Below are 23,058 nucleotides of genomic sequence, written 5' to 3' on the forward strand. Positions count from 1 at the left end.
TTGGCCCGTCGTCCGCCTTTCTGGAATCAGGCGTCACCAGACGACCGCTCCGCATCTTCCTCTCTCAGGAGTCGACGCATGGTTCGCACGGATCGGAATCCACTTTCCTGTGCGATTCCGAGAAGTTCGGATTTCGAGTTCGCACTCATACCGAGAAGAGTGCGGGCCCGATGCACCCGCCTGGCTCGAAGAGTTGCCCCTGCCGTTTTCCCCTCGGCCGCGAATATGCGGTGCAACTGCGAGATGGAGATATTCAGAGCGCGCGCGAGCTCTTGGGTCGAGAAGCCCGCATCCCGGTAGTTTTCCTCGATCAGCAGGTGAGCACGCGCGAGATGCTGGTCTCGCGGTGAACTGACTTTCACATCCTCATGAACTCTGGTCTCCGTGAGCGCAGCGAGCAGCAGCTCTTCGACTCCACGCCTCCAGTAGCTGAAGCCATGCTGCTGCTCTTGAATCTTCGCGTCCAGCGAAGCGTTTGCCGCCGCGATGAAGACTCTCCGGAAAGCATTTTCCGTCACGAACGGGCCTGGCGCCTGACTCTCGACCCATGGAAGTTCCGCGAGGCGCTCCCTGGGAATCGCGATGAACAGGCACGAATGAGGCTCCGTCGACGAGACGCTCGCCGGCCGACGTGCTGAATGCGTGTAGAAGTGCGGTGCAGCGACCTTCCTCATCGGCCCGCCAGCGCTCTGAACCATGAGATGACCCGTCAGGACGAAATTCACATAAACAAGATCCGGATTGTAGGAGCCAGATCCCGGGTCAACTCCCGTCGCGGTTTGCCAGATGCGTCCCAGAGTGAAGGCTGGGGTCCCGATGATGTCCGCGTGGACACGGACCTTCGTGCCGACAACTCGAACTTCCCACCCCTGCTCTTGCAGCCACTGCAGTGCCTCATCGTTCTCGAGACCCACAACATGTGCGGAATCCAATGCTGCTCCGATCGTTCGAGTCGGGCCAATCGGCCGAATCCGCTAAGAGAAATCAGACGCCAGTGAGCACCGTGGGCTGCCGCTCCTCCGATGGAATGGGCGCGTGACCGGGATACGGAGCGTCGCGAAAACTACTCGTGACGCGCAGTCATCTCGACCGCGGGTTTGACGCGCGCACCTCGGTGGCAGATATCCCCGGGGGCTCAATGGGGCTGAAGACGGGCAAGTGTACCCACACTCCGCGACGGATGACGAGTTGATCTTGGTGGTGACCATCATGACCGTCATGACCGACTGGACCAAGCGGCCCGACGAGGATCCGTGGAGTCTCCGGCAACCCAGTACCTTCACGTCTCGAAATGCGACAGTTTCGCTCTAGATTCCGTCAGGGCCTTCGGTCGGCGAATTGTGCTCTTACAGTGAGCGATGTGGGTGCTGATGACTGAGCTATCGGGGGATGGCGTGCACGGCACCCCACCGTGCGGCGCGGTGATCTGGGGTCACCGCGCCGCACATTTCCGAAGCGGGCTCTCATTCCTGCTGGCGTCCCTCGCGCTCCATCCTTTGGTCGTCTCAGTTGCGATGCTCTTCCATCTCGGAACGCGCTCTGCTGCTCCGAGAAAATGATCGATGTCCGACCTTGAGCCATATCACGACAATGCTGTTCCATGTGGCGACAGCCAGGGCGTGATTACTGGGCAGGACCTAGCTTGATGTCGACATGCGACGACTGGTGACCCCTTTTCAGCAGACGACGCATGACGCCGAAACCACGCGTTCCGGAACCGCGCGACGTGAACTCGCGCTCTTTGACCCTGACAAACCAGATGACCCCCGAAAAGCCAGAAGTTTCTGGTCACGACCTTGTGATCGCCCTCGAGTGATTCGTCACGGAATCTAACGATCATCAGCGCACCCCTGGAGGATTGAAGAAATGGACAACGAGAAGGATGCGGAGAAAGCGGGGCTTGATCGCCGCGGGCTCCTGGCAGGGGCCGCATGGTCGGCACCCGTGATCCTGGGCGCAGTCGCTGCCCCAATCAGCGCAGCGTCCGGAAACCCTGGAACGGCGACTGTCAACGCAACGGCAGCGTCTGCAGGCCGCCTCACGGTCAGCATTCCTGCGGGTGCCCGCAACGTCACGTACACCATTCGAGGCGGCGCTGGCGGGCCTACCTCGAAGTCCGGCGGTGGAGGCGCAGTCATCACCGGGACACTAAACCTCGGTGGTGTCGCCACAACGCTCACCCTTGTCGCCGGAGGCGGGGGCGCAGGGCGGGGCACCCTCAGGGGCAACCGGACTGACGGCTGGAGCGTCGGATCCTACGGCGGAGCCCGCACAGGAGACCCGAACAACGATGGCGGAAACGGTGGCGGGAGCTCGGCGATCGTGCTGAGTGGGCGCCCCGTGGTCGTCGCCGGCGGTGGTGGTGGAGCCGGCTCCGAAATAGCCTCGGGTGCGCAGACGGCAGTTGCTGGCGCTGGCGGCAGTGGCGGAAATCCACCTGCAGCCGGCACACGCGGAACGCGTGGAGGCGGGGCCGCGGCGGAAGGCGGCGGTGCGGGCAATGCCACCGCCGGTGGCGCGGGAGGGACACCCTCTGGCGGAAGCCCCACCCGATTCGGCACAGGGAACCCCGGCAACGGCTCCGCTGGCGGCGACGCCTACGGCACCGGAGACGGGGCCTCCGGCGGAGGGGGTGGTGGCGGTTACTTCGGCGGCGGCGGCGGCGGAGCCATCTATTACGGCTCCAGTTCCCCGCAGGGGCCGGCCGGAACCGGCGGCGGCGGCGGCGCAGGCTCGAACTACGTTGGCGGCACCACTGGCGCGGCCGTGCTCACCTCGACCATCAGTTCCGGATCAGCAACCGCAAGCGGCGGTTACGGCCTCCCGGGTGTCGTCACGATCAGCTGGGAGTAGCCTCTTCCGCCGGCTCCCTGCTCCGTCACCACGCGGAGCAGGGAGCCGGCGGCCTCACGCCGCCCCGCGGTCAGAGCACGAAGTCAGCAGGCGGGTCCGAAGGCGGATCAGCTGAAGGTGCGCTGACATCAGGCGCTCGCACATCCTTCGGAGTCATCCCGTGGGTGCTGAGCAGGGCACGACGCATCGATCCGACGGAGTTGAACCCGCTCATCTTGCTGACCACATCGAGGTTGAGTTGCGGTCGAGTGAGGAGCAGATGCCGAGCCCGGTCTGCTCGCGCTGACCTCAGCATCTTGGCGACGCTCGCTCCGTGCCTTTCCGCGGCTCGCTGAAGCGACCTCGTCGAGACGCCAAGCTCCCTCGCGATTTCCGGGGGTCCGAAGTCGAGGTTGGAGGACCGAGAGCTGACCAGCTCCTTGACGCGCTCGAAGAGATCATCCGGTTCCTCGATGTTCTCTCGGGTCGACTCCACAACAAGTGCGCGGGCGAAGGAGCGAAGCAGCTCGCGAATGGAGTTCGCTGTCATCTGGTCGGCGTCGGGAGACTGGCTGAGGAGCCTGCTCAGGAAGTGATAGGTCGCCGTGAAGAGTGGTGAACTGGAAACGTCCGTCACATTGGGAACCCGATTCGCCTGCAACGGCGAGATCTCGTCCTGGTCGAACGTGAAGAGGATCATCTCCGTGACGCCGACCACCTCAATGGTGAGTGGCTCGTGCCCCGGGAGCGCCATGCCAACACCTGTGGCGCTTGGGGTGCCCTTCAGGCTGTCACCAGCGAACGCGACTTCGCCTTGGTTGACGAGGACGAATGCGAATCGCCGTCTTGCGGGCAGACGTGTGCGAGGCCATTCCAGAACGACGGGACGCGTTCGGAGCCTCGTCACGAGGAAATTGTTGAACCGGAGAAGCTGCACCTCCGAGTGGGCCGGTTCGTAATATTCGCGGACAAAAACTCCGGAAGATTCAAATGCATCTTCGGGCAGTGTTCCCACGAACGTATTCTCGTACCCACGTAGCCCTGGCAAGGCTTGCCAGCCGTGAATCTCTGAAAAATATGAGCGCTCACTCATATCAGCGTCACCCCTATCGCTTCTCCTGCAGATCACGTTCAGCGACGAGAACTGCGGTCATGCCTGAGGGAGCACAGAACCAGCTGCCGGGTTCGGTACTCTGACTGCGGCACGACGTGAAATGGCCCGCCCCGCTCATCGACGTGCGAGAGTCGAGCCCTTGTCGTGTGGTTATCCGACCGAGTTGTGCGGCCACGTGAGCATGACGATGAGCCTGCTCAGATCGCTGGGGACCAGTCACGTGCGTGAGCGTTCCGCGCGGGCCGCTCCGAACAACCGTGGGGCACACGAGCGAGAGCTCGACACCACGCTGGTCGCGGTGAGTGGCTTGGCGAGGTGCGGGCGTCAGCCAAGAAGTCTCGAGCCGCACACCCCTCGTCGCCCGCTGGGACAGGGGCGATCATCGCGTCGGTCCGCCAGCTTCTCCAGTCTTCCTATGCGGCGCCCGGGATGTCGAAGGTGAGTCCCGTTGCGATGCCGCTCGCGGTACTCGCGTGGTCGTCCGCGAGGGCACATGTTCGTCCCGACTCAGCCGAATTGGTCTCCTCAGGCGCTCCGAGTGGCCGGTTGCTGGACGCAGACGCACCGTCGACGACTCTCATTGACGCGGCTGAGAGCGGTTCGGTGATGGGTCTGGCAAAGACGGGCGACGTCCTCGCGGCTCCCGTCTGCAAAGTCCTGCGTTCGACTGGCGACATCGGTTTCATGTTCCTTTGGTTCACGTTGCACTTCCCGGGGAAGTTACTGATAGCTCACAAACGTAATGACGGCGCACGGCCCGGACTCAGGGTTGCGACTTTTTGGCCACAGCCTGCTTCGTTCACGTCGCGGTGGGGGTGTGCGAGGCCGGAGAACGAGACAAAGGCGAGCGAGCCTCGAGGAGCATCAGCAATGCTCCTCGAGGCTCGCTCGCCTTCGCAGGCCGTGGTCAGACTGATCTCAACACGAAGACAAGATCACACGATGCCCTCGAGTCGACGGCAACAAACTCCACGGCACTCCGCGGTGCTCAGGCATGCGGGTAGAAGACCCCCCACTTGTCCGAGAGCACTTCCTCGCTGGAGACGTTCACAGGGCTCGACGACCCATCTCGGCAGGTGAAATAGCTCCCGCCCGCGCCGAAGACCTGACCGTAGTTTGCGCCGATCGCTGGGGGCGAATCCGTCCAGTTGGAGCCGTAATCCTCGCGCTTGGGCCGCGGCGAAGACGGGATCGCCCAGGCTTGGATGCCCGAGGTCGTAGCGCCGGGGGCCAGGGGCTTCTTGTATCGGTACTGCTTGACGTCGAATCGACTGAGGTATCCCCCCATCTCCGATGGGCCGTCACTGATCGTGGTGTCCATGTACTCCCAGTCGTCGCTCACGAAGGGGGAACTCTCGAATCCTGAGAAGGGCGTAGCATCCGCATTCCGAGTCCCCGGGTTGGAGGTAAGCCCCACGAAGACGACAAGTCCACCCGCTGGAACGGCATCGACGCCAGTATTCGAGAAGTTAACCGATGTATACACGGTGCCGTACGTCTGGGAATCGTTGGTCCGCGTGCCCCACGGTGCTCCTGAGAGCGTTTCCGTGAAGAATGGCACCTCGGGCTGCAGCTGCGCCCACGTCGCGGTGAGCGTTGCATCGATCGGATCGCAGGGTGAAGCCACCGCCTGTGGGGCAGTGACCGCGAAGGCCACGACTGGCGCCGCCCACGCCGCCCCCTGCACGACGTTTCGACGGCCGATGAGCCTGTCACCGGTTTTTTGAGACGAGTTCTGCATGTGTATTCTTCCTAACCCCTCCAGCGAAATCTCTACCCCCGTGTCTCGGGAAACCCGCTGTCTTCTCGAGCGAACCTAACGGCGGTGCCAGCGATCGCGGCCAGCTGAGATCCCGGATTCGACCTGCGTGACCGAAACGTGCGCAAATGGTCCGAAAACGCAAGAAGTGATCCGAGATTACCGAGTTGAGCAAGCACGAACTGGCGGCCTGAGGTTGGTCGTCGACGTCGATCCGCGCGACCAGAGATTCTCGGGAAACCGATGTTGCGAGCTCTGACGCCGCCTCTCCCCGCTGCCAGGCGCGCTCAGTCGCTTCACCTGTACTGCCGCCGCCAGACAGGCGCACGGCTTTCGGGGCGCAGATCGCTGCGTCCAGGTGCAGCACTCATGACCCGCGGACTCAGCAGGCGCGCCTAGGCTGTAGGGGCGAGCAACGGTTCAGCCGCCCAGCTGTGCCACGGCGATTCCCCGCGGTGAGCACGGAAATCGAACGGCGTTCAAGCCAGCCGCAGAGCTATCTTCGCCAGCAACGAAGCGGCCGGAGTGCCAATGTCCTCCTCCTGGTCGAACGTGCCTGGTGTTGGTCGTAGCTCGCGGCTCGCCGGCAACCGACTTCGCTCGACCCACACCTTGCGTGCGGCCCCACACCGGGTCACCGCCCGCCCAGACTCTGTAGAAAGTACCCATGAAGAACACTTCGAAGCACAACCTCGAACTCTCAGCACCGAAGCGCCTCCCCGGTGATGCGATGCGTATCACTCCACTCGGAGGCCTCGGGGAGATCGGCCGGAACATGACGGTCTTCGAATACCGCGGCAAGCTCCTCATCATCGACTGCGGTGTGCTGTTCCCCGAGGAGAATCAGCCGGGCATCGACGTGATCCTCCCGGACTTCGCCGCGATCCGAGATCGCCTGAGCGATGTTGTGGCGATCGTGCTCACGCACGGCCACGAGGACCACATCGGCGGTGTCCCGTATCTGCTGAAGGAGCGCGCGGATATCCCGATCGTGGGATCGCAGCTCACGTTGGCGCTCATCACCGCAAAGCTGGCCGAGCACGGCATCAAGCCCCCGACGTCCCAGGTCGAGGCCAATGACCGGGTCAAGATGGGGCCATTCGATCTGGAGTTCTTCGCCGTGAACCACTCCATTCCGGATGGTCTCGCCGTCGCGGTCCGCACGGAAGCGGGCCTCGTCCTCCACACTGGTGACTTCAAGATGGACCAGTTCCCGCTCGACAACCGGCTCACTGACCTCGGTGGATTCGCCCGCCTCGCTGATGAGGGGGTCGACCTGTTCCTCGTCGACTCCACGAACGCTGACGTTCCGGGCTTCACGACGTCCGAGAGGGACCTCGCGCCCGCCATCGACGAGGTGTTCCGGAACGCGCCGAAGCGCATCGTCGTCTCGAGTTTCGCGAGCCACATCCATCGCATTCAGCAGATTCTGGATGCCGCGGAACGGCACGGCCGCAAGGTCGCGTTCGTTGGGCGTTCCATGGTGCGCAACATGGAGATCGCGGGGCGTCTCGGGTACCTCAAGGTGCCGGCGGGCATCATCGTGGACCTCAAGCGCCTGGAGAAGCTACCCGCCCAGCAAGCCGTCCTCGTGTGCACTGGTTCGCAGGGTGAGCCCATGGCGGCGCTCTCGCGCATGGCGCGCCGCGAGCACATCATCACGGTCGGTGAAGGCGACACGATCCTGCTCGCGAGCTCGCTGATCCCGGGCAACGAGAACGCCATCTACGGCGTCATCAACGCACTCATCCGGTGGGGCGCGACGGTCGTACACAAAGGCAATGCGAAGGTGCACGTCTCCGGACACGCCAGCGCCGGCGAGCTCGCCTACTGCTACAACATCCTCTCGCCAACCGCGGTCCTGCCCGTGCACGGCGAGTGGCGTCACCTCACGGCCAACGCTGAGATCGCCGTTCGGACCGGGATCCCGCGGGACCGCGTCCACATCATCGAGGATGGGGTTTCCGTCGATCTCCGACGCGGCGTGACGAGCGTCAGCGGCCGGATCCCGGCACCCCACATCTTCGTCGACGGCACCACTATGGGCGTCGCGACCGACGCCGCTCTCGATGATCGACGGGTACTCGCGGAAGAAGGCGCGCTCACGATTCTCGCGATCTACGACGGGCGCACGCAGGAACTCGTCGAAGAGCTCGAGTTCTTCGCCAAGGGCTTCGTGGAAGAGCCCGGCTGGCAGAGCAACGCCCGGAACACTATCTCTGCAGCGATCACGAAGGCCCGCTCCAACGGTGCTCGCCTGACCCCGGAGGGGCTCGAGAAGCTGATCACGCGGGCGGTCTCCCAGTGGCTCCTGCGCCGCCATCGCCGCGAGCCGATCGTCACGGCCATCGTCGTCGACGCCTGATCCGTTCCCTGGCGGCTGCACCCGACCGACCCCGAGAGGGCTCGAATCGAGCTTCCCCGCCCCCTGGCCGATGAGATGGGGGTTCCCCATCTCATCGGTCGCTTTTCTAACCCCTGCTCGCGTGGGGCAATGGCTCTCTCGCCTCGTAGTGTCAGACCATGGCCGCACCGACATGGACCTCCCAGCTTCGCCCACTCGCGCGGGAAGACTGGCCTGCGTTCCTTGAGGAAAACTCCGGGCTTCCGGGGCCTCGGGCCAACCTCTCACTCGCCTCTGCGGTCGCCAGCACGGCTGACGCCCTCACCATCGAGCTCCTGTTGAGGGATGGGAGTGAATACACGGCGATGTGTGCGGCGGCCGCCCTCTCCTACGGCTCCAGCGAACCGGAATTCGAAGCTCGCGCCCGGACACTGGCGACGGACGAACGGTGGAGGGTGAGAGAAGGCGTGGCGATCGGACTCCAACTGCTTGGAGACGAGCATCCGGAAACCCTCGTGCGCATCGTGCAGGACTGGGCCGACGACCCCCACCCACTCAGGCAGCGAGCCGCCATCGCCGCTATCTGCGAGCCCCGCCTCCTCAAGAATCCGCAGGTCGCCGATGCGGCGCTCACGGCCTGCGAACACGTCACCGAGCAGTACGCGGCGTTGTCAGGGGCTCGGAGGAGGAACGCAGACGCGCGAACCTTGCGTCAGGCACTCGGATACTGCTGGAGCATCGCCGTCGCAGCGAGCCCCACCACGGGATTGACGGCGTTCCTCGCACTCGACCCCGCGGATCGAGATATCGCTTGGATCGTCAGTCAGAACCGCCGCAAGAAGCGCCTCTCCGCGCTCCTCTGACCGAGCAGTGGACCGGACCCGAACGGCGCGAACGGGGAGCAAGAGCACTGCTACCGGCCAGCAACGGCATTCTCGTGTGCGTACATCCGCCTCGCGTACTGGAGCATGCGCAGGCTTCTGAAGCCAGCCTGAAGTGCGATCGCCTTCAGATCCTGAGGGGTTGCTTGAGCAGTCATGAGGTCGCGAGCAAGGCTGAGGCGCCTTTCGCGGAGGGCCGTCGCCGGAGTCGTGTCGATGGTGCGAAAGACGCGGTGCAGGTGCGAAGTGGAGATTCCCACCCGGCTGGCGAGCTCGGCGACCGAGAAATCGGGTTCGCTCGCGTGGTCCAGAATGAGCTGCTGTGCACGCTGCAGGAGCGCCCCCGATGGGCCGGCAGCTTGCATCGTCGACCGAAGAGCGGCGATAACCAGCGTCTCGATCGCGTTTCGCCAGGCCAGGAAGGGAAGTGTGTCTTCCTCGAGCTGGCCATCGAAGGAAGCTGCAGCGGCGGCGAGAGCAACGCGTCGCAGGCTCGCGTCCGGGATACGCGGGCGGCCGTCGGAGATATCCGCCCCCAGAACAGCCTCGATCTTTGATCGCCGGATACCGAAGACGAACCTGCTCGATTCCTCCTCGGTGCGGATCCCGGCGGGAAGCGCCGTGTCGTGGACGAAGATCGGAGGTGTTCCAGTCTGCGGCGACTCTGCTGCTTCTTCTTCGATGACGCTGAGGGTTCCGCGCATCATGAAGCTCAGATAGACGCGATCAAGGCCGGTCTCGTGCGTCGGGCGGACCCGGACTTCCATGGGCGTGTGCCAGATCCGGGTGACGCTGATGCTGGGACTGGAGATCAGATCCGCGAAGAGCCGGAAGTCCTCGCCGAGTGCTATCGGCTGCACGCCATGAGCTTCCAGCCACTCGCCCGCATGATCGCCAGACAGAGCAATGTCGAGTTCCGCATTCATTCTGAGAAGCCTCCGTGCCCACGACGCCGTGAAGATCCCGCGCCGGTAGTCGGGACTTGCTGGGCCAAACCATATATTTCCGCGGCATGGAAACAGCTCGACGTCCGTACTCACCCCGAATGTGGCCGGTGTGTCATCGCGAAGAACGGCTGTGTCGTCACGGTCTCGGGCGAGCGCCGCCTCGCGTTTGTGGGTGGTTCCTGAGCACTCTTGTTTCGAGCTGCTGCTGGATGTCAGAAGAATGCAGCGATCGCAACGGCGATACCGATGCTCATGGTGATGCCTACTGCACCGAGAGCCAAGAACTCACGCGGCATCACGCGGCGCTCGTACGACGCCCAATAGTCCTCAGAAGCAGGAGGGGTCGGTGCCACCGCTGCCGTGCGATCAATCGTCTCCGAAGTCATATAGCTAGTTTAGCTAGCTATATATATCCGCCCAACCCCTTGACAACCACGCGAAACCCAGTCTGCGAGGGCCATGTTCGTGAGGCTGAGGATCAGCCCGAGCGTCCTGAAGGTGGCGGCAACAGTTCCCTACTTCAGGAAGGTCCATTCGATGGGTGAGGTCTCCAGTGCAGCGGTGTCGATCGACTCGTCATTCCGAGTCCTCACGACTCGTCGAATGGCTCTGCAGGTGCGCCATGCCTCTTGCTCCGACGCCTGCCTACCGAGATGCCTCCGCTTGTCCCGCCGATCCACATCGGGACGTCGCTCGCCCAGCCGGCGACGAAATACAGCGCGCCGCCGACGACCAGCCCGCCGATCCCCGTCGCCTGCCATGCCAGCTCCCGATAGATCAGCGGCCCAACAGCCTGACCGTCGGAGAGCAGATGGAACGAATCGTTCGTGATGTGGATCAGCAGCGCCAGCCACCCAACGCCGAAGATCGTGCCAGGGACCCAACCCCAGGGCGAAATCGCCAGACCCCCGAAAATCGCTGCGGCGGCAACGGGGAGACCGAACGCCGCCACGAGTGCGACCACGCCCCACATCTCGCCGGTGCTCGACCCGGACCCGTCACTTGCCAGGAGGCTCGCGACCGCGGCCAGGAGCAGAAGGACCATCAGCGCCACCAAGGAGCCGGTGATGCCCACCATGCGCCGGGCGCTCATGCGGTAGGTCGGCTGGTCGGCCGGAGCCTGGACCGTGCGCCTCTTGGGCCTGCGCTTGCGCTTCGTCGACATTCACCCATTGTGGTGCGTGACAGCCAGACCCGTTTCCAACGGCGACGTATCGCCGATGCGACATCGGATGTGATCCGGCCCCGCGCTGCAGTCGCCTCCACGCCACAATGGCCACGCACCTGCGACACGCGACAGCGTTGCGGTGACCTCTCGGGCGCTTTGGGGAGTAGGCCCGAGTTCGAGCAGCATCACGTTGGGGCGAGATGATGCTCGACGCTGGTTCGTTCCCGTCCGTTCGCGGGGACGAACCAGCCGCCCCGCGCACCTGCGCCGACCCGAACCCCGCCGTCTTCAGATCACGCGACGACGCTGGCGATCTCCGCATCCTCGAGGGCACCATCGACCAATGCAGGAGCCACCTCGGCCTGCGAGAGACGCGTCTGTCGCGTCCCGGAGTAGGGCGCCGTGGCGAGCACGTCACCGTTGCCGCCAACCTGGCGACGGAAGGACTGCGCAGTGCCATCGATGGTGACGAACCGGTCGATATAGGGACGGGCTCCACTCCAGGCCACGTTCCTGGTGGATCGGAAGGAGAAGTCGTTGGGGATGAGCGTTCGGCCGGGCGAGAGCGGGAGCTTCGCGGTGTAGTCGGAGCGGTAGCTGTTGTATCGGACGCCGTCGATGGCAATCGTCCCGACCTTCACGAGCGGCGACCAGGCCGAGGTTCCTTCCTCCGCGAACGACAGGTCGCCGGCGGCGCTCGGGAAGTGGAAGGCAAGGTGCATGTCCGTGACCTTCGTCGCCGCGGTGGTGTCGTTGATCCAGAGGCCGCGCTCCGGGTACCGACCTCGGGCGTCCAGCGTGACCCGCGCGGTCCCCCTGCTCGAGGTGGGGTAGCCGAACTGGATCCATCCGTTGATGCCCGGGACGGGAGCGAGCGTCGACGCTGCACGAGCTGGGGCGGCGACTGCGAGGGCGATGACGGGAACGCTCCACGCGGCGGCACTGAGGACGGTGCGGCGGCTGGTCGAAGCGGAAGACGTGGGCTCGGGGGTGCGGGATGACATGGGTGCTCCGGATTCAGGCTGCGGTGACGGCCACAGGGCGCTGCAGCAGGGTTCTGGAGTGGGTGCTCTACGACGTGGCAGAGACAGAATCCGCACTCACCCGCGCTGCGCAGGGTGGGGGTCTATGACCTGTTGAAGCTACAACCGCGTTGAATGCGTATGCATGCACTTCACATCGCAGGTCGCATGGCCGGTCGGCGACGCTGCACGGCGATCGACCGCGTCAGCTCGAACCAGGATGCGCTTCGAGAGCTTCTTTCCCATCCTCGCGGTGCTGGCCGGTGCCGCTGATGAGCCGTCGCCCCTCTTCGTTGGCCTGCAGCGCTCTTCTCAGTGATCGGCTCGTTCCGAAGCCCACACCCGGCGCGACCATGCGCAGCATCGACTCGGTAATCGGGGAGCCCTGTCTGGTGAGCACATCGACAGCAAGCCCTGTCCGAACGTTTCGAAGATACACACCTGGGCTCATCTCAACGTTTTTGAAGGCCCGGTGCAGACTGGTGGACGAGACGTGCAGGTCCTCGCAGAGGGCGGCAACGCCGAAGGCAGGATCGTGCGCTCGGTCGTCGATGGCTCGCAAGGCGCGCTCGAGGATGCTCGTGGTGGGTTGATCGAGGGGGTTGCTGCACTCATCGAGCGTGGAGTCGATGACAGCGGTGAGCATGTACTCGAGGCTGCGTCGCCAGGGTGCGAATGCGTTGCTTTCTGTCTCCTGGGGCGCTTTGAGCGTGGCGTTCACGGCAGAGACCAGGACGGACACGAGGCCAGAATCTGCCGTCAGCGTGGTGTCCATGAGCGCGTCGATGCCCCTGAGCCCCGGCAGACGCGCAGCATCCGTGGCCAGCGTGATCATCGAGGAGGGCGCGCTGGTCTCCAACGAGAGCATCTGCCTCCGCCGACTGAGGACGACTTGTCCGGGCGCTATCTCGAAGCGGCCCTTCTGCGTCGTCAGCACTCGCACTCCGCTTACCGGGACGATCACGGTCAATCGGTCATCAGGCACCGGGTCCGCGACCAGGTCGAGACGGACCGGTGTGTGCCAGATACGAGTGATCAGGAACCCGTGCACATGCGAGTAGTCGGCGTGCAGGCGCAGCGGCAGAGTTTGTGGGAAGGCGTCGCACTGCCCGCGAGCGAACCAGGCCAGGGCTGCATCGCCAGCCAGGCTGACACCTCGGGCGCCGCGCTGATCATAGGTATCCATGCCTCAGGTGCTCCCCTGCTCCCCGCGTGGGTTGACTGTCGTGCCGTAGAGCCCCGGCGCGGAGATGATCATGCTATGCCCGGACTCACGCGGTCGCCGTCCTCGGCAAGAGCTGGGCCACAGCGGGCACCGAGTCGCTCGACTGATCCGGGCCTGGTCAAATCAGCCCGATGTGCGCCAGAACATTCCGTCCGGAGTGCGTTTCGACAGCCTGATGCCTACCGTCGTGGTGCCGGTCGAAAATGCGCAGCAACTCTCCCCCAGAACCCGGCGGAAACCAGTGCATATGTTTCATCCGGCAGGCCTCCGACCCACGCGTCCCCTGGCTCGAGACGGCACGCGGCAAGCCGGGCCGACCCGAGCTGGACTCGCCCGCGTCCGCCCGAGGGCGGCCTGCGTGCGTCAGCCGCGGCGTCGGAGACCGAAGACCTGGTCAGCAGCCGAGGCTGAGGAGATCCCAGTCGAGTGTCGCGGAGTTGTCCGTGGTGATGAGACCCCCAGAACCAGGGTTGGCGGTGAGTACGTTCCGGACAGACGCTCCTGGAAGCGTGACGCCGGCGCTGATCAGGTAGCCGATACCTGCAGATCCACCTGCACCCAGATTCGTGACGGTGATGGTGCGGCTCCGGGTCATCGTGAAGTCCACTCGGGTTCCGCCGAGACCATTCGAACCTCGACCGGTCTCCTGGTAGGTGGAGCTCGCCAAGCTTCCGCTGAAAGCGGTCGCGGTTGCATTGCTGCTAAGAGAACTCACGATTCCGGCGACGAAGTACAGGCCGAGGTTTGTCGTCCCGATCGCTTGCGCTGCAGTGCGTTGGACACCCTCGCCGGCCGAAAAGACGAAGTTGTAAGAACCGGAGTAGACAATTGACTGCGTTAACGTCAGGGTTGCGGGCGGCAGTGTATTGGTGGTCTCCGTAATGCGGAATCCAGGAAGCAGATCGAGGCCGACGATTCCGATGAGGCACCCTTGACCGACCGCCACATTCCAGCGCTCAGACGCGGCCGCCAATGGTGCGGCCACGGCAGTTGCGATGATTGGTGCCGACCACGCGACACCTTGAATCACCTTTCGCCGAGATGGTGATGTTGGACCCTGATTCTCAGACACGGGCTTCCTTCGCTAGGTGAACCTTCTCACCTGAAGAAAACCACCTGCGCCTACGTCAGATCGCGCATTACCCCAGTCCTACTAGTAGACCTAGGGTAATGGTCGATCAAGCCAGCATCGATAAGTGCGAAACGAAGTGATGTGAGATTGCTTGTCGGGGTGCCAGTGAGCTTCCCTCGTATGTTCGTCAAGTGATTGCGCACGGTTTGCACGCTGAGACCCAGCGTGAGCGCAGTAGACGCGGTGGTTGCGCCAGGGGTGAAGAGCGTGTCGACGACGCGCTGCTCAGCGACGGTGAGTGCAAGGCTCCGCGCCGGGACCGAGCCACCCCACGTGGAGCCGATCGGCTCCGGACTCGGGCTGGGATTCGCCAACGTGGACCTGACTGCATCGAGGAACTCACCTACTCCCCCGTTGGTGTCATAGATGGCGGCGGCACCTGCGAGAGCCGCGGCATCTGCGGCACTTGAAGTGCTGTTTTTCGTAGAGAGAAGAACCCTGGTCCCGCGGGACGAGAGTTCACGGATGAATCGAGGGAGAGCATTCTGGGTCGTGAAACTCGAACTCACAACTGCAAAGTGGACAGGAGGCCCTTCAAGGGCGACAGCTGGCACGGTTGCGACCAGTGGATCACGCAAGAAAGGCATGCGCCGTTTCAGCACCTGCCCGAGGCACTCACCTTCGAGTCGCTGGTCAGTGCAGACAAGCCAGCGCGGAGTGACCTCGATTTCCACTCGACCCTCTCGCCGCATCTTCGCAAACCCCCGGGTATCTCGATGGATGAATGAACCGATGCTGAAGTGTATTGCGAATGACCCTGATTGAGGTCATTGATGAGAGTATTTTTATTTGGGATGCGTTGCGCCACTCGCCTGAGGCATCCGACAGCAGCTGGGAGGTGGGTGTCCGAACAAAGACATGGGTGAATTTCTCGGCGGCTCGCGCCGAGGTCGCGGATCTGGTCGTGCTCTCCGCCGAGTTAATCGATCACGTCCCTGCCGTTCTGAAAGTTCGAGCGATTACCCGCCTGGGAACTCGAGTAGGAGTGTTGGTGAACTCCGAAGACACCACTATCGAGTCGCGGCTGCGTCTCGAGGGCGCATCCTTCGTGGCTCGCCGAACGACCACGACTTGGGAGCAATTCCTGGGGACACTCCGGGCCGCACTCGCAAGCCCGCCGAGTTCTTCCAACGACTTCCCTCGCCCAGGGCTCACAGATCGCGAGCTGCAGATCGCCGCGCTCTTCGCAAGCCGGGCGGCACCAACAACACAACAGATCGCTGAGCTCCTCGCCTTGGGGCCCGGCACTGTTCGAACCCACCTCAAGCGAGCACGCCACCGCCTCGGTGCCCACGGGTTGGTGGTTTCCAGCAGAGAGGAGCTGCGCTCTGGGCTCCTCGCCGCGGGCTACCTGGTGGAAGAGGTCTGATCTGGGGGCATCCGGAACTGCTCCAGGAGCTTGCGCCCGGTGTCCACACGCAGCGCGGCCGAAGATGTGACCCCCGGACGGTGCGGTCCAGGGTCACGTTTCCAGAGGCTCGTCACCTCAAACGGCATCCAAGTGAAGAACGATCGGGTCCGCACCAACACACCAATCTCCACCGCTTCCCCGCCCAGCCTGCCTCGGTGAGGTTGAAGATGAAGTCGCCAACCGGATTCAGAACGTCATCGTCGCCGATAGTCGTTCGCCACTCGAGGCGATCACTGACGTGAGGGTTCGCCGAGAGCCTTGTGTCATGGGCCCATCGACTCGTCCGCTGAGCTGAATCTCACCCGCACAAACAAATGACGCTCGGTGCGGACGTCCGATCTCGTGGCCGCGTCCGCGAGACGGATCGTGGTGTCCGTGACGAGCACGGCCATGCCCACCCAGTATTACGGCCGCCGGCGGGTGTGAGCACGGTCCATTAGCAGGGGTAGAAGGTGACCTCTACGAAGCCCATGTTCCCGGTTCCTGTCGATGGCGCACTCCGAGGGTCACTCACGATTGTGAGGTTGGTGAAGGAGCCATTTCTGTAGCTGCTGCCACCTCCACCAGCAGAGCCAATTCCATACGGACCATTGTAAGGAGCTGGGGGTTGGTTCCACGTTGCCGCAGCTGAACCGCCGCCACCGCCACCGCGGTAACCACCGCCACCACCGCCAGCACTGCCCCCGATCGATGCACTGTCGATAGCACCATTGCCACCGTTGCTGCCGCTTCCTGAAAAGCCGGACACAGATGAGGAAACGGTGAAGTTTGGCCCACTGACCCAGTTCGGACCTCCAGAACCACCCGGTGCCGTTGCGCTGCCCCCACCTCCTCCACCAGTCATCAGGACTACCTGATTCGAGGTAGGTGGAGTGCTCGTCGAGGGCCGTTGGCCCATCCACCCCAGCGCTCCGGTACTTCCGGAAAGTCCTGTGGCTGTGGTCCCGGCATAAGAAGAACCGCCATTTGATGTTGCCGATGATCCGCCGGACGTGGCGGTGAAGTTCTGGAAGAGAGTGCCGGAATACAGACCGGCTTGTGGAGTGCCGTTCAAAGGTCCTCGGTTGTAGAAGGCTCCTCCCCCACCACCCGCGACGACGATCGGCCCCCCGCCGAGGAGGAGCGCGCTTGCTCCACCTCCGCCGGACCCCCTGAGCCCTTCGAACCCAGTCCCTCCGTCGCCGCCGTTTCCGTACGCAGATTTGCCTCCACGTCCGGATGAGCCAGTCTCACCTCCCGCTCCAGCAATGAGGCTGACGGATTGGCCGGGAGTCACCTGAATGTCGCCTTCGACGCGCGCGCCTAGCCCGAAAGGACCGCCACCTTGCCCGCCGACGACGACGAAATGCATCCGTCTGGCCCCGGTCGGAACAGAATCTGGGACGGCGGCCAGAGCCGAGTTCAGATTCGCTACCGTCGCAGTCGCACTGACTGACCGAATCGGGACGGCGCAACGTGGTGAAGCCGCATAGGCCGGCGCCGCGGCTGTCATCGCAAGGATAGGCACTGACCATGCTGCCCCGTGCACAAGAGTTCGCCGCGGTACCGATCTGTCGTTGTCGTTCATTGAGTAGTCCCCTTATCCGTGATGCTCATCTGTTCAAACATCAACAGTCATAGCGACCCGTTGCCTCGATGTCACACTGGTGTCGTTAAAGGGAACCTTTTCTTCGTTTAGGTGCTCTAACGCCGACTTTCGGCATGCTCGTCAGTCGGCGAGGAGGGGGCACGTCGACGAGCCAGTTGGCGAGAAGCGTCGGGCCGAGCCTTGCGAGATCGGATGGAGTGGGATGCCCCTTCGCGAGATCCACGACCGCAGGGTGATCGAGATATGGCACGGCCGAAACACCCCCGAGCGTTGACCCAGCTTGGTCAGTCGAAGCCGGGAAACCGCTACTGCTCCGCACCTTCATGGATCTCGACAGTGGGCTCGTAGAGTTCTACATCGAGTTCGAATGGATTTTCGGCAACGACATGGGGACACTGACGATCAACAACGCAGGTCAGAATTTTACCGTCGCGGGCACGGGAAACGGACGCAGCGACGGCCCGATCACCTACGGCCCTGGGGACGGGAACGCGTGGCTGAAAGCATGAACTCAGTCGGATCAAACCGGCAGAAGGCAGCTTAGGCAGTAGCCGCAGCTTCGATAAGGTCGCTTCGACACCCGTTCGATTCCGGGTCTTGCGAGCGCAACGGGAGGGTCACGCGTCTCCGCGCATCGACGGTTGGCGGCCGTGACGGTACCGGCAGGCGTCGAGGCGCTCGCGCAGCCCCGGGTACCGCCCTACCGCCCCTTGGCGCGCATGAGAACGCCCATGGCATGCTTGCGCCCCTTGGTAGCCGCGCGCTCGCCGCCGCGCCCCTGCTCCGCTGCGCGGGCAGCGTGCGACTCGGCTTCCTTCCGCAGCTTCAGATATCTGCGAAGTCGGTCCTCGTCCAGGTCCCCCTGCTCGATGGCTCTCTGGACCGCACACTCCGGTTCGACTTCGTGAGTGCAGTCGGAGAAGCGACACAACCCTGCGAGTTCCTGGATGTCCTCGAACGACGCCTCGATTCCCTCGATGTCCCCCGTCATTCCAACGCTACGAACACCGGGAGTGTCGATAACGAGTGCTCCCGCGTCGGTCAGGAAAAGCTCCCGCCACGTCGTCGTGTGCTTCCCGCGGCCGTCCCCCCTGACTTCACCGGTCGCCAACTCCTGCCCAGCTACAACGCTGCCCAGCAACGTGCTCTTGCCGGCGCCCGAGCTGCCGACGAATACGTACGTCTCTGCTGGGGACATGCGGGCTGAGAACGCGCGCACCTCGTCAACATCAGTGGCGTTCAGAGCCACAGCTTCCAGTCCCAGGCTTGCGATGAGTTGGACGGCGTCCTGGGCAGCCTGATCTGAGACAAGATCACGCTTGGTGAGGAGTACCAGCGTCTTCGCGCCAGAGTTTGTCGCGAGGACCGCGAATCTCTCGATGCGGTTCCTGTTCGCATCCGGTGCAAGTGGCTCCACGACGACCACGGTGTCGATGTTCGCGGCAATGGCCAAGTCGGACACACGACGCGCGTCGCCACCTCGTCGCAGCTCGGTCCTCGCTGGCAGGATCTCGATTGCGTCGGAAGCGATCGCAACCCAATCCCCAACCACGGCACCACTCACCTGCATGCGTTCGGCTCCGCGGGCAGACAGGACCGACACAGCATCCCGATCAACACGAGACACTCGACCAGCCCTGACCCCCGGAGCCTCGCTCCAGGTGTCGAGCTGGAACTGCCAGCGCGCATCCCAACCCAGCGCTTCAAGCTTCACCACAAGAGTTCCCTCACCTTTCCGGAGCGCCAGCGATGAAGCACCCAACCCGCGAGACAAGCCGCGACAACCGACCATGCCCCGACGGTCAACGCCTCGCGAGTTACGGCGCTGAGCACCTGGCCGTCGCGGATGCCCTGTACCAGCGCGGTGAACGGCAAGATTTCACTGAGAATACGGAGTGCCATGGGGTACTGGCCGATCGGTAGGAGCACCCCGGTACCCACTGCGAGCACCGCCTGAAGAACATTGCCCACAGCGTAGGGATCGTTTCCCCCGAGGGTGAGCAGCGCGGCACCGACGCCCACGAACGAAGCGCTCACCATGAGCGCGAGAAGGATGACGAGAACCGACAGCAGCTTGTTCCAGTCGTCGCCCCCTGAAACCACAAAGACAAGGAGAATGGCGGGCGTAGCGACTGCGATTCCGCTCACGGCGGGCACGAGCACCTTCGATAGGAAGTAGAGCGGTTGCTTCAGTCCCTGGTTGATGACCGCGCTCAGGACGCCGATGTTCCGGTCTCTCGTGATTTCGCCGACGACACCCGCGATGATCGTTCCTCCGCACACGACCACGACTGAGGCGTAGGCCGTATCTACCTCGATTCGACCAGACAGCCCAAGCGCCACGACCACAAGAAGCACCACCTCGAAGGCGGGGACGAGGAGAAGCGAGGTGACTGCAGTACCGGGGGTAGCGAGTGAAACTGAGTTGATCCGCGCCATACGGAGCGCATGCATGAGGCGAGCCATCAGGAGACCTCCACGCTCGCATCGCGCCGCACCCGTCGTGCAACGCTCCGCATCGCGAAGCCTGAAGCCATCAACCAAACTATCGAGCAAACAGCGGACGCTATCGCGTCCAGCGCGCCGAACTCACGGACTGCAAGTGAACTCTCGAGCACCCGAATGGCCGGGGCTATCGGGATCAAGGTCGAGACACCTTCGAGCGCCGGTGCAACCGAGGCCGGATACCCGAAAATTCCCGAGAGCAAGATAATGGGAATAGCCAAAAAACCCTCATAGGTGATCGCATTCGGAGTGAGCACAAAGAGGAGTGCAACCACAAGCGACATTGAAACCGCCCCCAGCGCAAACAACACCATACCCAAGAGGAAGACACCCACGTCCGAGACCACCACTGGGAGGCCGAAAATCAGCGAGATAACCACAGCAACAGGGACAGCGGAGACACCGAACGAAGCAGTCGCAGCGATCACTGGAAACAGCGCACGAGATTCACCAAGAGGCGACTGAAACAAAGGGACAAGCACGCCCTGAAAGCGTTGGAAGCCGAGGATTCCGGCTGCACTGGTGGCAACGGTCCAAGCACCCACGAGCCCCGCCCGCAGCCAAACCAACTCTTCGCCCCCTGGGCTTTGGGCAGAACCGGCCAGAACCAGGTACTGCATGACGACAGAGACAATAGTGGCGGTGAGCATTAGCTGGAGAAAGTACGAGTTCGCGGCGAACTGTCTTAGCTGGAAGAACAGCATCCGAACATCACGCATCAGACACCGAATCTTCTCTCGCTTGCACGAGAACCAGATAAGCCTCTTCAAGCGTCGCTGCTCTTGAAACGAGATCGGCGGGGCGATGCCCAAGAAGCTTGACGACGCCCTCCTCATCCGGCTTGTCGGTCCATGACAACGTGAAGAAGCGCATGGACTCTCTCACCTCTGACGCAAGGTTTGTTCGAGGCAAGGGGGCCAACTGCGCCTGAACAGCTTCAAACCGATCGGGAGACGAAAAAGTCGTCACGTATCCCACGCCCGAGATCGCAACGAGATCGTCAACCGTGCCAGAGAACGCCACCTCACCCGCCCTCAGGAGGCTCACCTTGCTCGCCAGACTCTCGACCTCGCCCAGGAGGTGGGTGGTGTGAAGAATGGCTGTACCGTTCGTCCTCAGCGACCGAATGAGCGACCGGATCTCGACGGCAACCTCAGGGTCGAGGCCGCTGGTCACTTCATCGAGCACGAGCGCGGGCGGTTCGGCAAGCAACGCCCGAGCGAGATGCAGGCGTTGCTTCATGCCTCTGGAGTACTCGCGCACACGCTTGTGCCCCTGGTCGGCTAACGCCACGGATTCAAGGACAGCCTCAACCCGTGGACGCCTTCTTTGCGAGCTGAGGCCGGCCACGTCGGCGAAGAAGAGCAAGTTGTCGCGCGCAGTCGCGCGCCCGTAAAAGCCCCCGTCCCCACCTAGGACCAGGCCCACGCTGGCTCTTGCCAATCGCGCATCAGTAGCCATGTCGTGACCCCCGATCGCCACCGAACCCGAGTCGGGCAGCAAGAGACCAGAGACGATCTTGGACAGCGTGGTCTTACCAGCACCGTTTGGCCCCAAAAGACTGTGCAGCTCACCGCCTGCGATCTCAAGTGTCACAGCTTTGAGCGCCTGATCTGCGCCGAATGAGCGTGAGACACGATCGATTTTGATCACGAGAACCCCCGATAGAAACTTCTAGACCGGCACGAGGTCTTCACCCAGAACATCAGCCTCCATGCGGTCGTGCGCAAGTCGCGCTTGCTTGAGTGATCCTGACTTGTAGAGCGCGCCGACGAGCACTCTACGCGCTACCCGGATGCGCGTCGGGCTGCCTTGGTCTCGAGCAAGAATCGCGGAACTCAGGGCTTCTTTCTGGCAGCGTTCGTAGTCGCCTGCGAGATAGAGCGCGTAGGCGAGCGTCCCACGGGCTTCTCCGAGGTAGCTCGGCGCGAGGTCGGCACAGAACTCGACGTTCTGCTCCAGAGTCTCGACCGCACCTCGGTGGTCACCCGCACCAGCGAGGAGCTGGGCGAGGTTGATGTGCTCCTGCGCAACGTACCTGGCCAGCTCGCCATCGGTCTCGCCGGCCACGTCCGCGATCAGCTTCGCCTCTTGGAGCGCGGACAGCACCTCTGTGTGTGCGCGCTGGAAGCTGCGCTCTCTCACACTCACCAAGCCGAGCGCATTCAGCGCCAAGGAGCGAAGCCCCCGACGCTCATTGGTCGTGAGCAGAAGACTCTCGTTCCCTTCGTCCAGGTCCGAAAGTACTTGCTCAAGAATCCCGCGAGCACGCCCTGGATCGCCAAATCGCTTGACCAAAGCGACTGCCTTACGGTGCCGACAAGCGATCTTGTTGACGCTGGAGCTCGAACTGAGCTCCGCTTCGTCGTATAGCCGCAAACACCCTGAGTCACCTGCAGCCGCTAGGGCCGTGGCGGCGTACATCTGCAAGTGGTAGTCGGATGAGGCGAGAATTTGGGCGTACCTGAGACGCACGACATCAGCGACGGTGTCGTAATCTCCCGTGAGAAGAATAAAGGCGTCCAGGTGCTCTGCCAACTCCTGGGTATCCACGGCGCGAAGGTGGCTGTGGCTTTCTTGAATGGAATACTCTTCAACCAGTCTTGACCTGGAGAGATATGCACGGAAATAAATCGCAGGGTCTTCGAAGAGACGAACGCCGAGGTCGGTCAGATAGTACGGCGCGGAAAGTGTCCGTGGCGGCAATGCCACTAGAGTTCTTTCGTGAAGCCTAAGCACAATTTCAGCGCGTTCGCGCATGGCGGGCTGAACTGTTGGCAACACCTCAAGCAGGTGACCAGCAGCTTGTTCAAAATGCAAAGCATCTCCCAGCTGTTCGTTCTCGAATGAGGAGACGGGAGTCCGTGGAAAACCACAGACCCCCGTCCCGACTTGACTAGATGACCTTGCCCCCGTGCGCCCATGCGGCGAGGATCTGACCGAAGACGACGGGCTGAAGCTCGTCGAGTTCCTTGATGGAATCATCCATGCGTGTCTTCACTTGTTTCCCCTTTCTTACTGCGAACTTGTGCTCGCTTCGAGAAAGATAGCAACCCTCGAGAAGTTCATCAAGTTTCTCCTAAATGTGCTCAGACCTTCCTGCACCCCTCGGCGCGTTCTTGCCTAGCGA

General features: G+C 63.0%; 19 protein-coding genes. 5 read left to right on the plus strand and 14 right to left on the minus strand.

Annotated elements, in window-relative coordinates; all coding sequences use genetic code 11:
• Positions 1-26 precede the first annotated feature (26 nt).
• Entirely contained in the window at positions 27-914 is an 888-nt protein-coding gene (locus C5B99_RS12055) for a helix-turn-helix domain-containing protein (protein ID WP_104242410.1), read from the minus strand.
• Positions 915-1,866: 952 nt separating this feature from the next.
• Here C5B99_RS12055 and C5B99_RS19770 point away from each other — a divergent pair.
• Positions 1,867-2,853, plus strand: a complete 987-nt coding sequence (locus C5B99_RS19770; RefSeq protein ID WP_146081994.1) for a hypothetical protein — start codon at positions 1,867-1,869, stop codon at positions 2,851-2,853.
• A gap of 70 nt (positions 2,854-2,923) precedes the next feature.
• On the opposite strand, the gene C5B99_RS12060 is transcribed toward C5B99_RS19770, so the two are convergent.
• A complete protein-coding gene (locus tag C5B99_RS12060; RefSeq protein WP_104242412.1) occupies positions 2,924-3,925 on the minus strand; it encodes a helix-turn-helix domain-containing protein in 1,002 nt (333 codons plus the stop codon).
• 1,009 nt (positions 3,926-4,934) lie between these two features.
• Positions 4,935-5,288: a hypothetical protein gene (locus tag C5B99_RS19500; RefSeq protein WP_104307116.1), complete on the minus strand. Its 354-nt coding sequence runs from the start codon at positions 5,286-5,288 to the stop codon at positions 4,935-4,937.
• A gap of 1,084 nt (positions 5,289-6,372) precedes the next feature.
• Between C5B99_RS19500 and C5B99_RS12070 the strand changes: the two genes are divergently transcribed.
• The gene (locus C5B99_RS12070; protein WP_104242416.1) at positions 6,373-8,070 is read left to right on the plus strand and encodes a ribonuclease J; all 1,698 of its coding nucleotides are present in this window, start codon (positions 6,373-6,375) and stop codon (positions 8,068-8,070) included.
• Between the two features lie 158 nt (positions 8,071-8,228).
• A complete protein-coding gene (locus tag C5B99_RS19825) occupies positions 8,229-8,912 on the plus strand; it encodes a HEAT repeat domain-containing protein (RefSeq protein ID WP_104242418.1) in 684 nt (227 codons plus the stop codon).
• A 50-nt stretch (positions 8,913-8,962) separates the two neighbouring features.
• Here the strand turns inward: C5B99_RS19825 and C5B99_RS12080 are convergent, their stop codons facing one another.
• The 6 genes from C5B99_RS12080 to C5B99_RS12100 all read right to left on the minus strand — a co-directional run bounded on the left by C5B99_RS12080 (position 8,963) and on the right by C5B99_RS12100 (position 14,364).
• Positions 8,963-9,856, minus strand: coding sequence for an AraC family transcriptional regulator (locus tag C5B99_RS12080; RefSeq protein ID WP_104242419.1), 894 nt, complete (start codon positions 9,854-9,856; stop codon positions 8,963-8,965).
• Positions 9,857-10,089: 233 nt separating this feature from the next.
• The gene (locus C5B99_RS19335) at positions 10,090-10,263 is read right to left on the minus strand and encodes a hypothetical protein (protein ID WP_181065001.1); all 174 of its coding nucleotides are present in this window, start codon (positions 10,261-10,263) and stop codon (positions 10,090-10,092) included.
• A gap of 203 nt (positions 10,264-10,466) precedes the next feature.
• A complete protein-coding gene (locus C5B99_RS12085; RefSeq protein WP_104242421.1) occupies positions 10,467-11,042 on the minus strand; it encodes a hypothetical protein in 576 nt (191 codons plus the stop codon).
• A gap of 296 nt (positions 11,043-11,338) precedes the next feature.
• Positions 11,339-12,049 (minus strand): hypothetical protein, encoded by a 711-nt coding sequence (locus C5B99_RS12090; RefSeq protein WP_104242423.1) that lies wholly within the window; start codon positions 12,047-12,049, stop codon positions 11,339-11,341.
• Positions 12,050-12,272: 223 nt separating this feature from the next.
• The gene (locus C5B99_RS12095) at positions 12,273-13,253 is read right to left on the minus strand and encodes an AraC family transcriptional regulator (protein WP_104242425.1); all 981 of its coding nucleotides are present in this window, start codon (positions 13,251-13,253) and stop codon (positions 12,273-12,275) included.
• Between the two features lie 433 nt (positions 13,254-13,686).
• Positions 13,687-14,364, minus strand: a complete 678-nt coding sequence (locus C5B99_RS12100; protein WP_104242427.1) for a hypothetical protein — start codon at positions 14,362-14,364, stop codon at positions 13,687-13,689.
• Positions 14,365-15,175: 811 nt separating this feature from the next.
• Between C5B99_RS12100 and C5B99_RS12110 the strand changes: the two genes are divergently transcribed.
• Positions 15,176-15,793 (plus strand): LuxR C-terminal-related transcriptional regulator, encoded by a 618-nt coding sequence (locus C5B99_RS12110; protein WP_104242431.1) that lies wholly within the window; start codon positions 15,176-15,178, stop codon positions 15,791-15,793.
• A 1,953-nt stretch (positions 15,794-17,746) separates the two neighbouring features.
• Positions 17,747-17,932, plus strand: coding sequence for a hypothetical protein (locus tag C5B99_RS12115; protein ID WP_104242433.1), 186 nt, complete (start codon positions 17,747-17,749; stop codon positions 17,930-17,932).
• Between the two features lie 191 nt (positions 17,933-18,123).
• On the opposite strand, the gene rsgA is transcribed toward C5B99_RS12115, so the two are convergent.
• The 5 genes from rsgA to C5B99_RS12140 are packed head-to-tail and all read right to left on the minus strand — an operon-like array spanning position 18,124 to position 22,748.
• The gene (rsgA, locus tag C5B99_RS12120) at positions 18,124-19,140 is read right to left on the minus strand and encodes a ribosome small subunit-dependent GTPase A (protein ID WP_181065002.1); all 1,017 of its coding nucleotides are present in this window, start codon (positions 19,138-19,140) and stop codon (positions 18,124-18,126) included.
• Positions 19,134-19,889 carry an ABC transporter permease gene (locus C5B99_RS12125; protein WP_104242436.1) on the minus strand — a complete coding sequence of 252 codons (756 nt, stop codon included), beginning with the start codon at positions 19,887-19,889 and terminating at the stop codon, positions 19,134-19,136. Before C5B99_RS12125 ends, rsgA begins: the two co-directional genes overlap by 7 nt.
• Entirely contained in the window at positions 19,889-20,632 is a 744-nt protein-coding gene (locus C5B99_RS12130; protein ID WP_181065003.1) for an ABC transporter permease, read from the minus strand. Before C5B99_RS12130 ends, C5B99_RS12125 begins: the two co-directional genes overlap by 1 nt.
• A gap of 7 nt (positions 20,633-20,639) precedes the next feature.
• Complete coding sequence (locus C5B99_RS12135) at positions 20,640-21,581, minus strand: ABC transporter ATP-binding protein (RefSeq protein WP_104242439.1); 942 nt, start codon at positions 21,579-21,581, stop codon at positions 20,640-20,642.
• 21 nt (positions 21,582-21,602) lie between these two features.
• Positions 21,603-22,748 carry a hypothetical protein gene (locus C5B99_RS12140; RefSeq protein ID WP_146081995.1) on the minus strand — a complete coding sequence of 382 codons (1,146 nt, stop codon included), beginning with the start codon at positions 22,746-22,748 and terminating at the stop codon, positions 21,603-21,605.
• Positions 22,749-23,058 lie beyond the last annotated feature (310 nt).

It is taken from the genome of Pseudoclavibacter sp. Z016 (genome assembly GCF_002931215.1).
Lineage (GTDB): Bacteria > Actinomycetota > Actinomycetes > Actinomycetales > Microbacteriaceae > Pseudoclavibacter.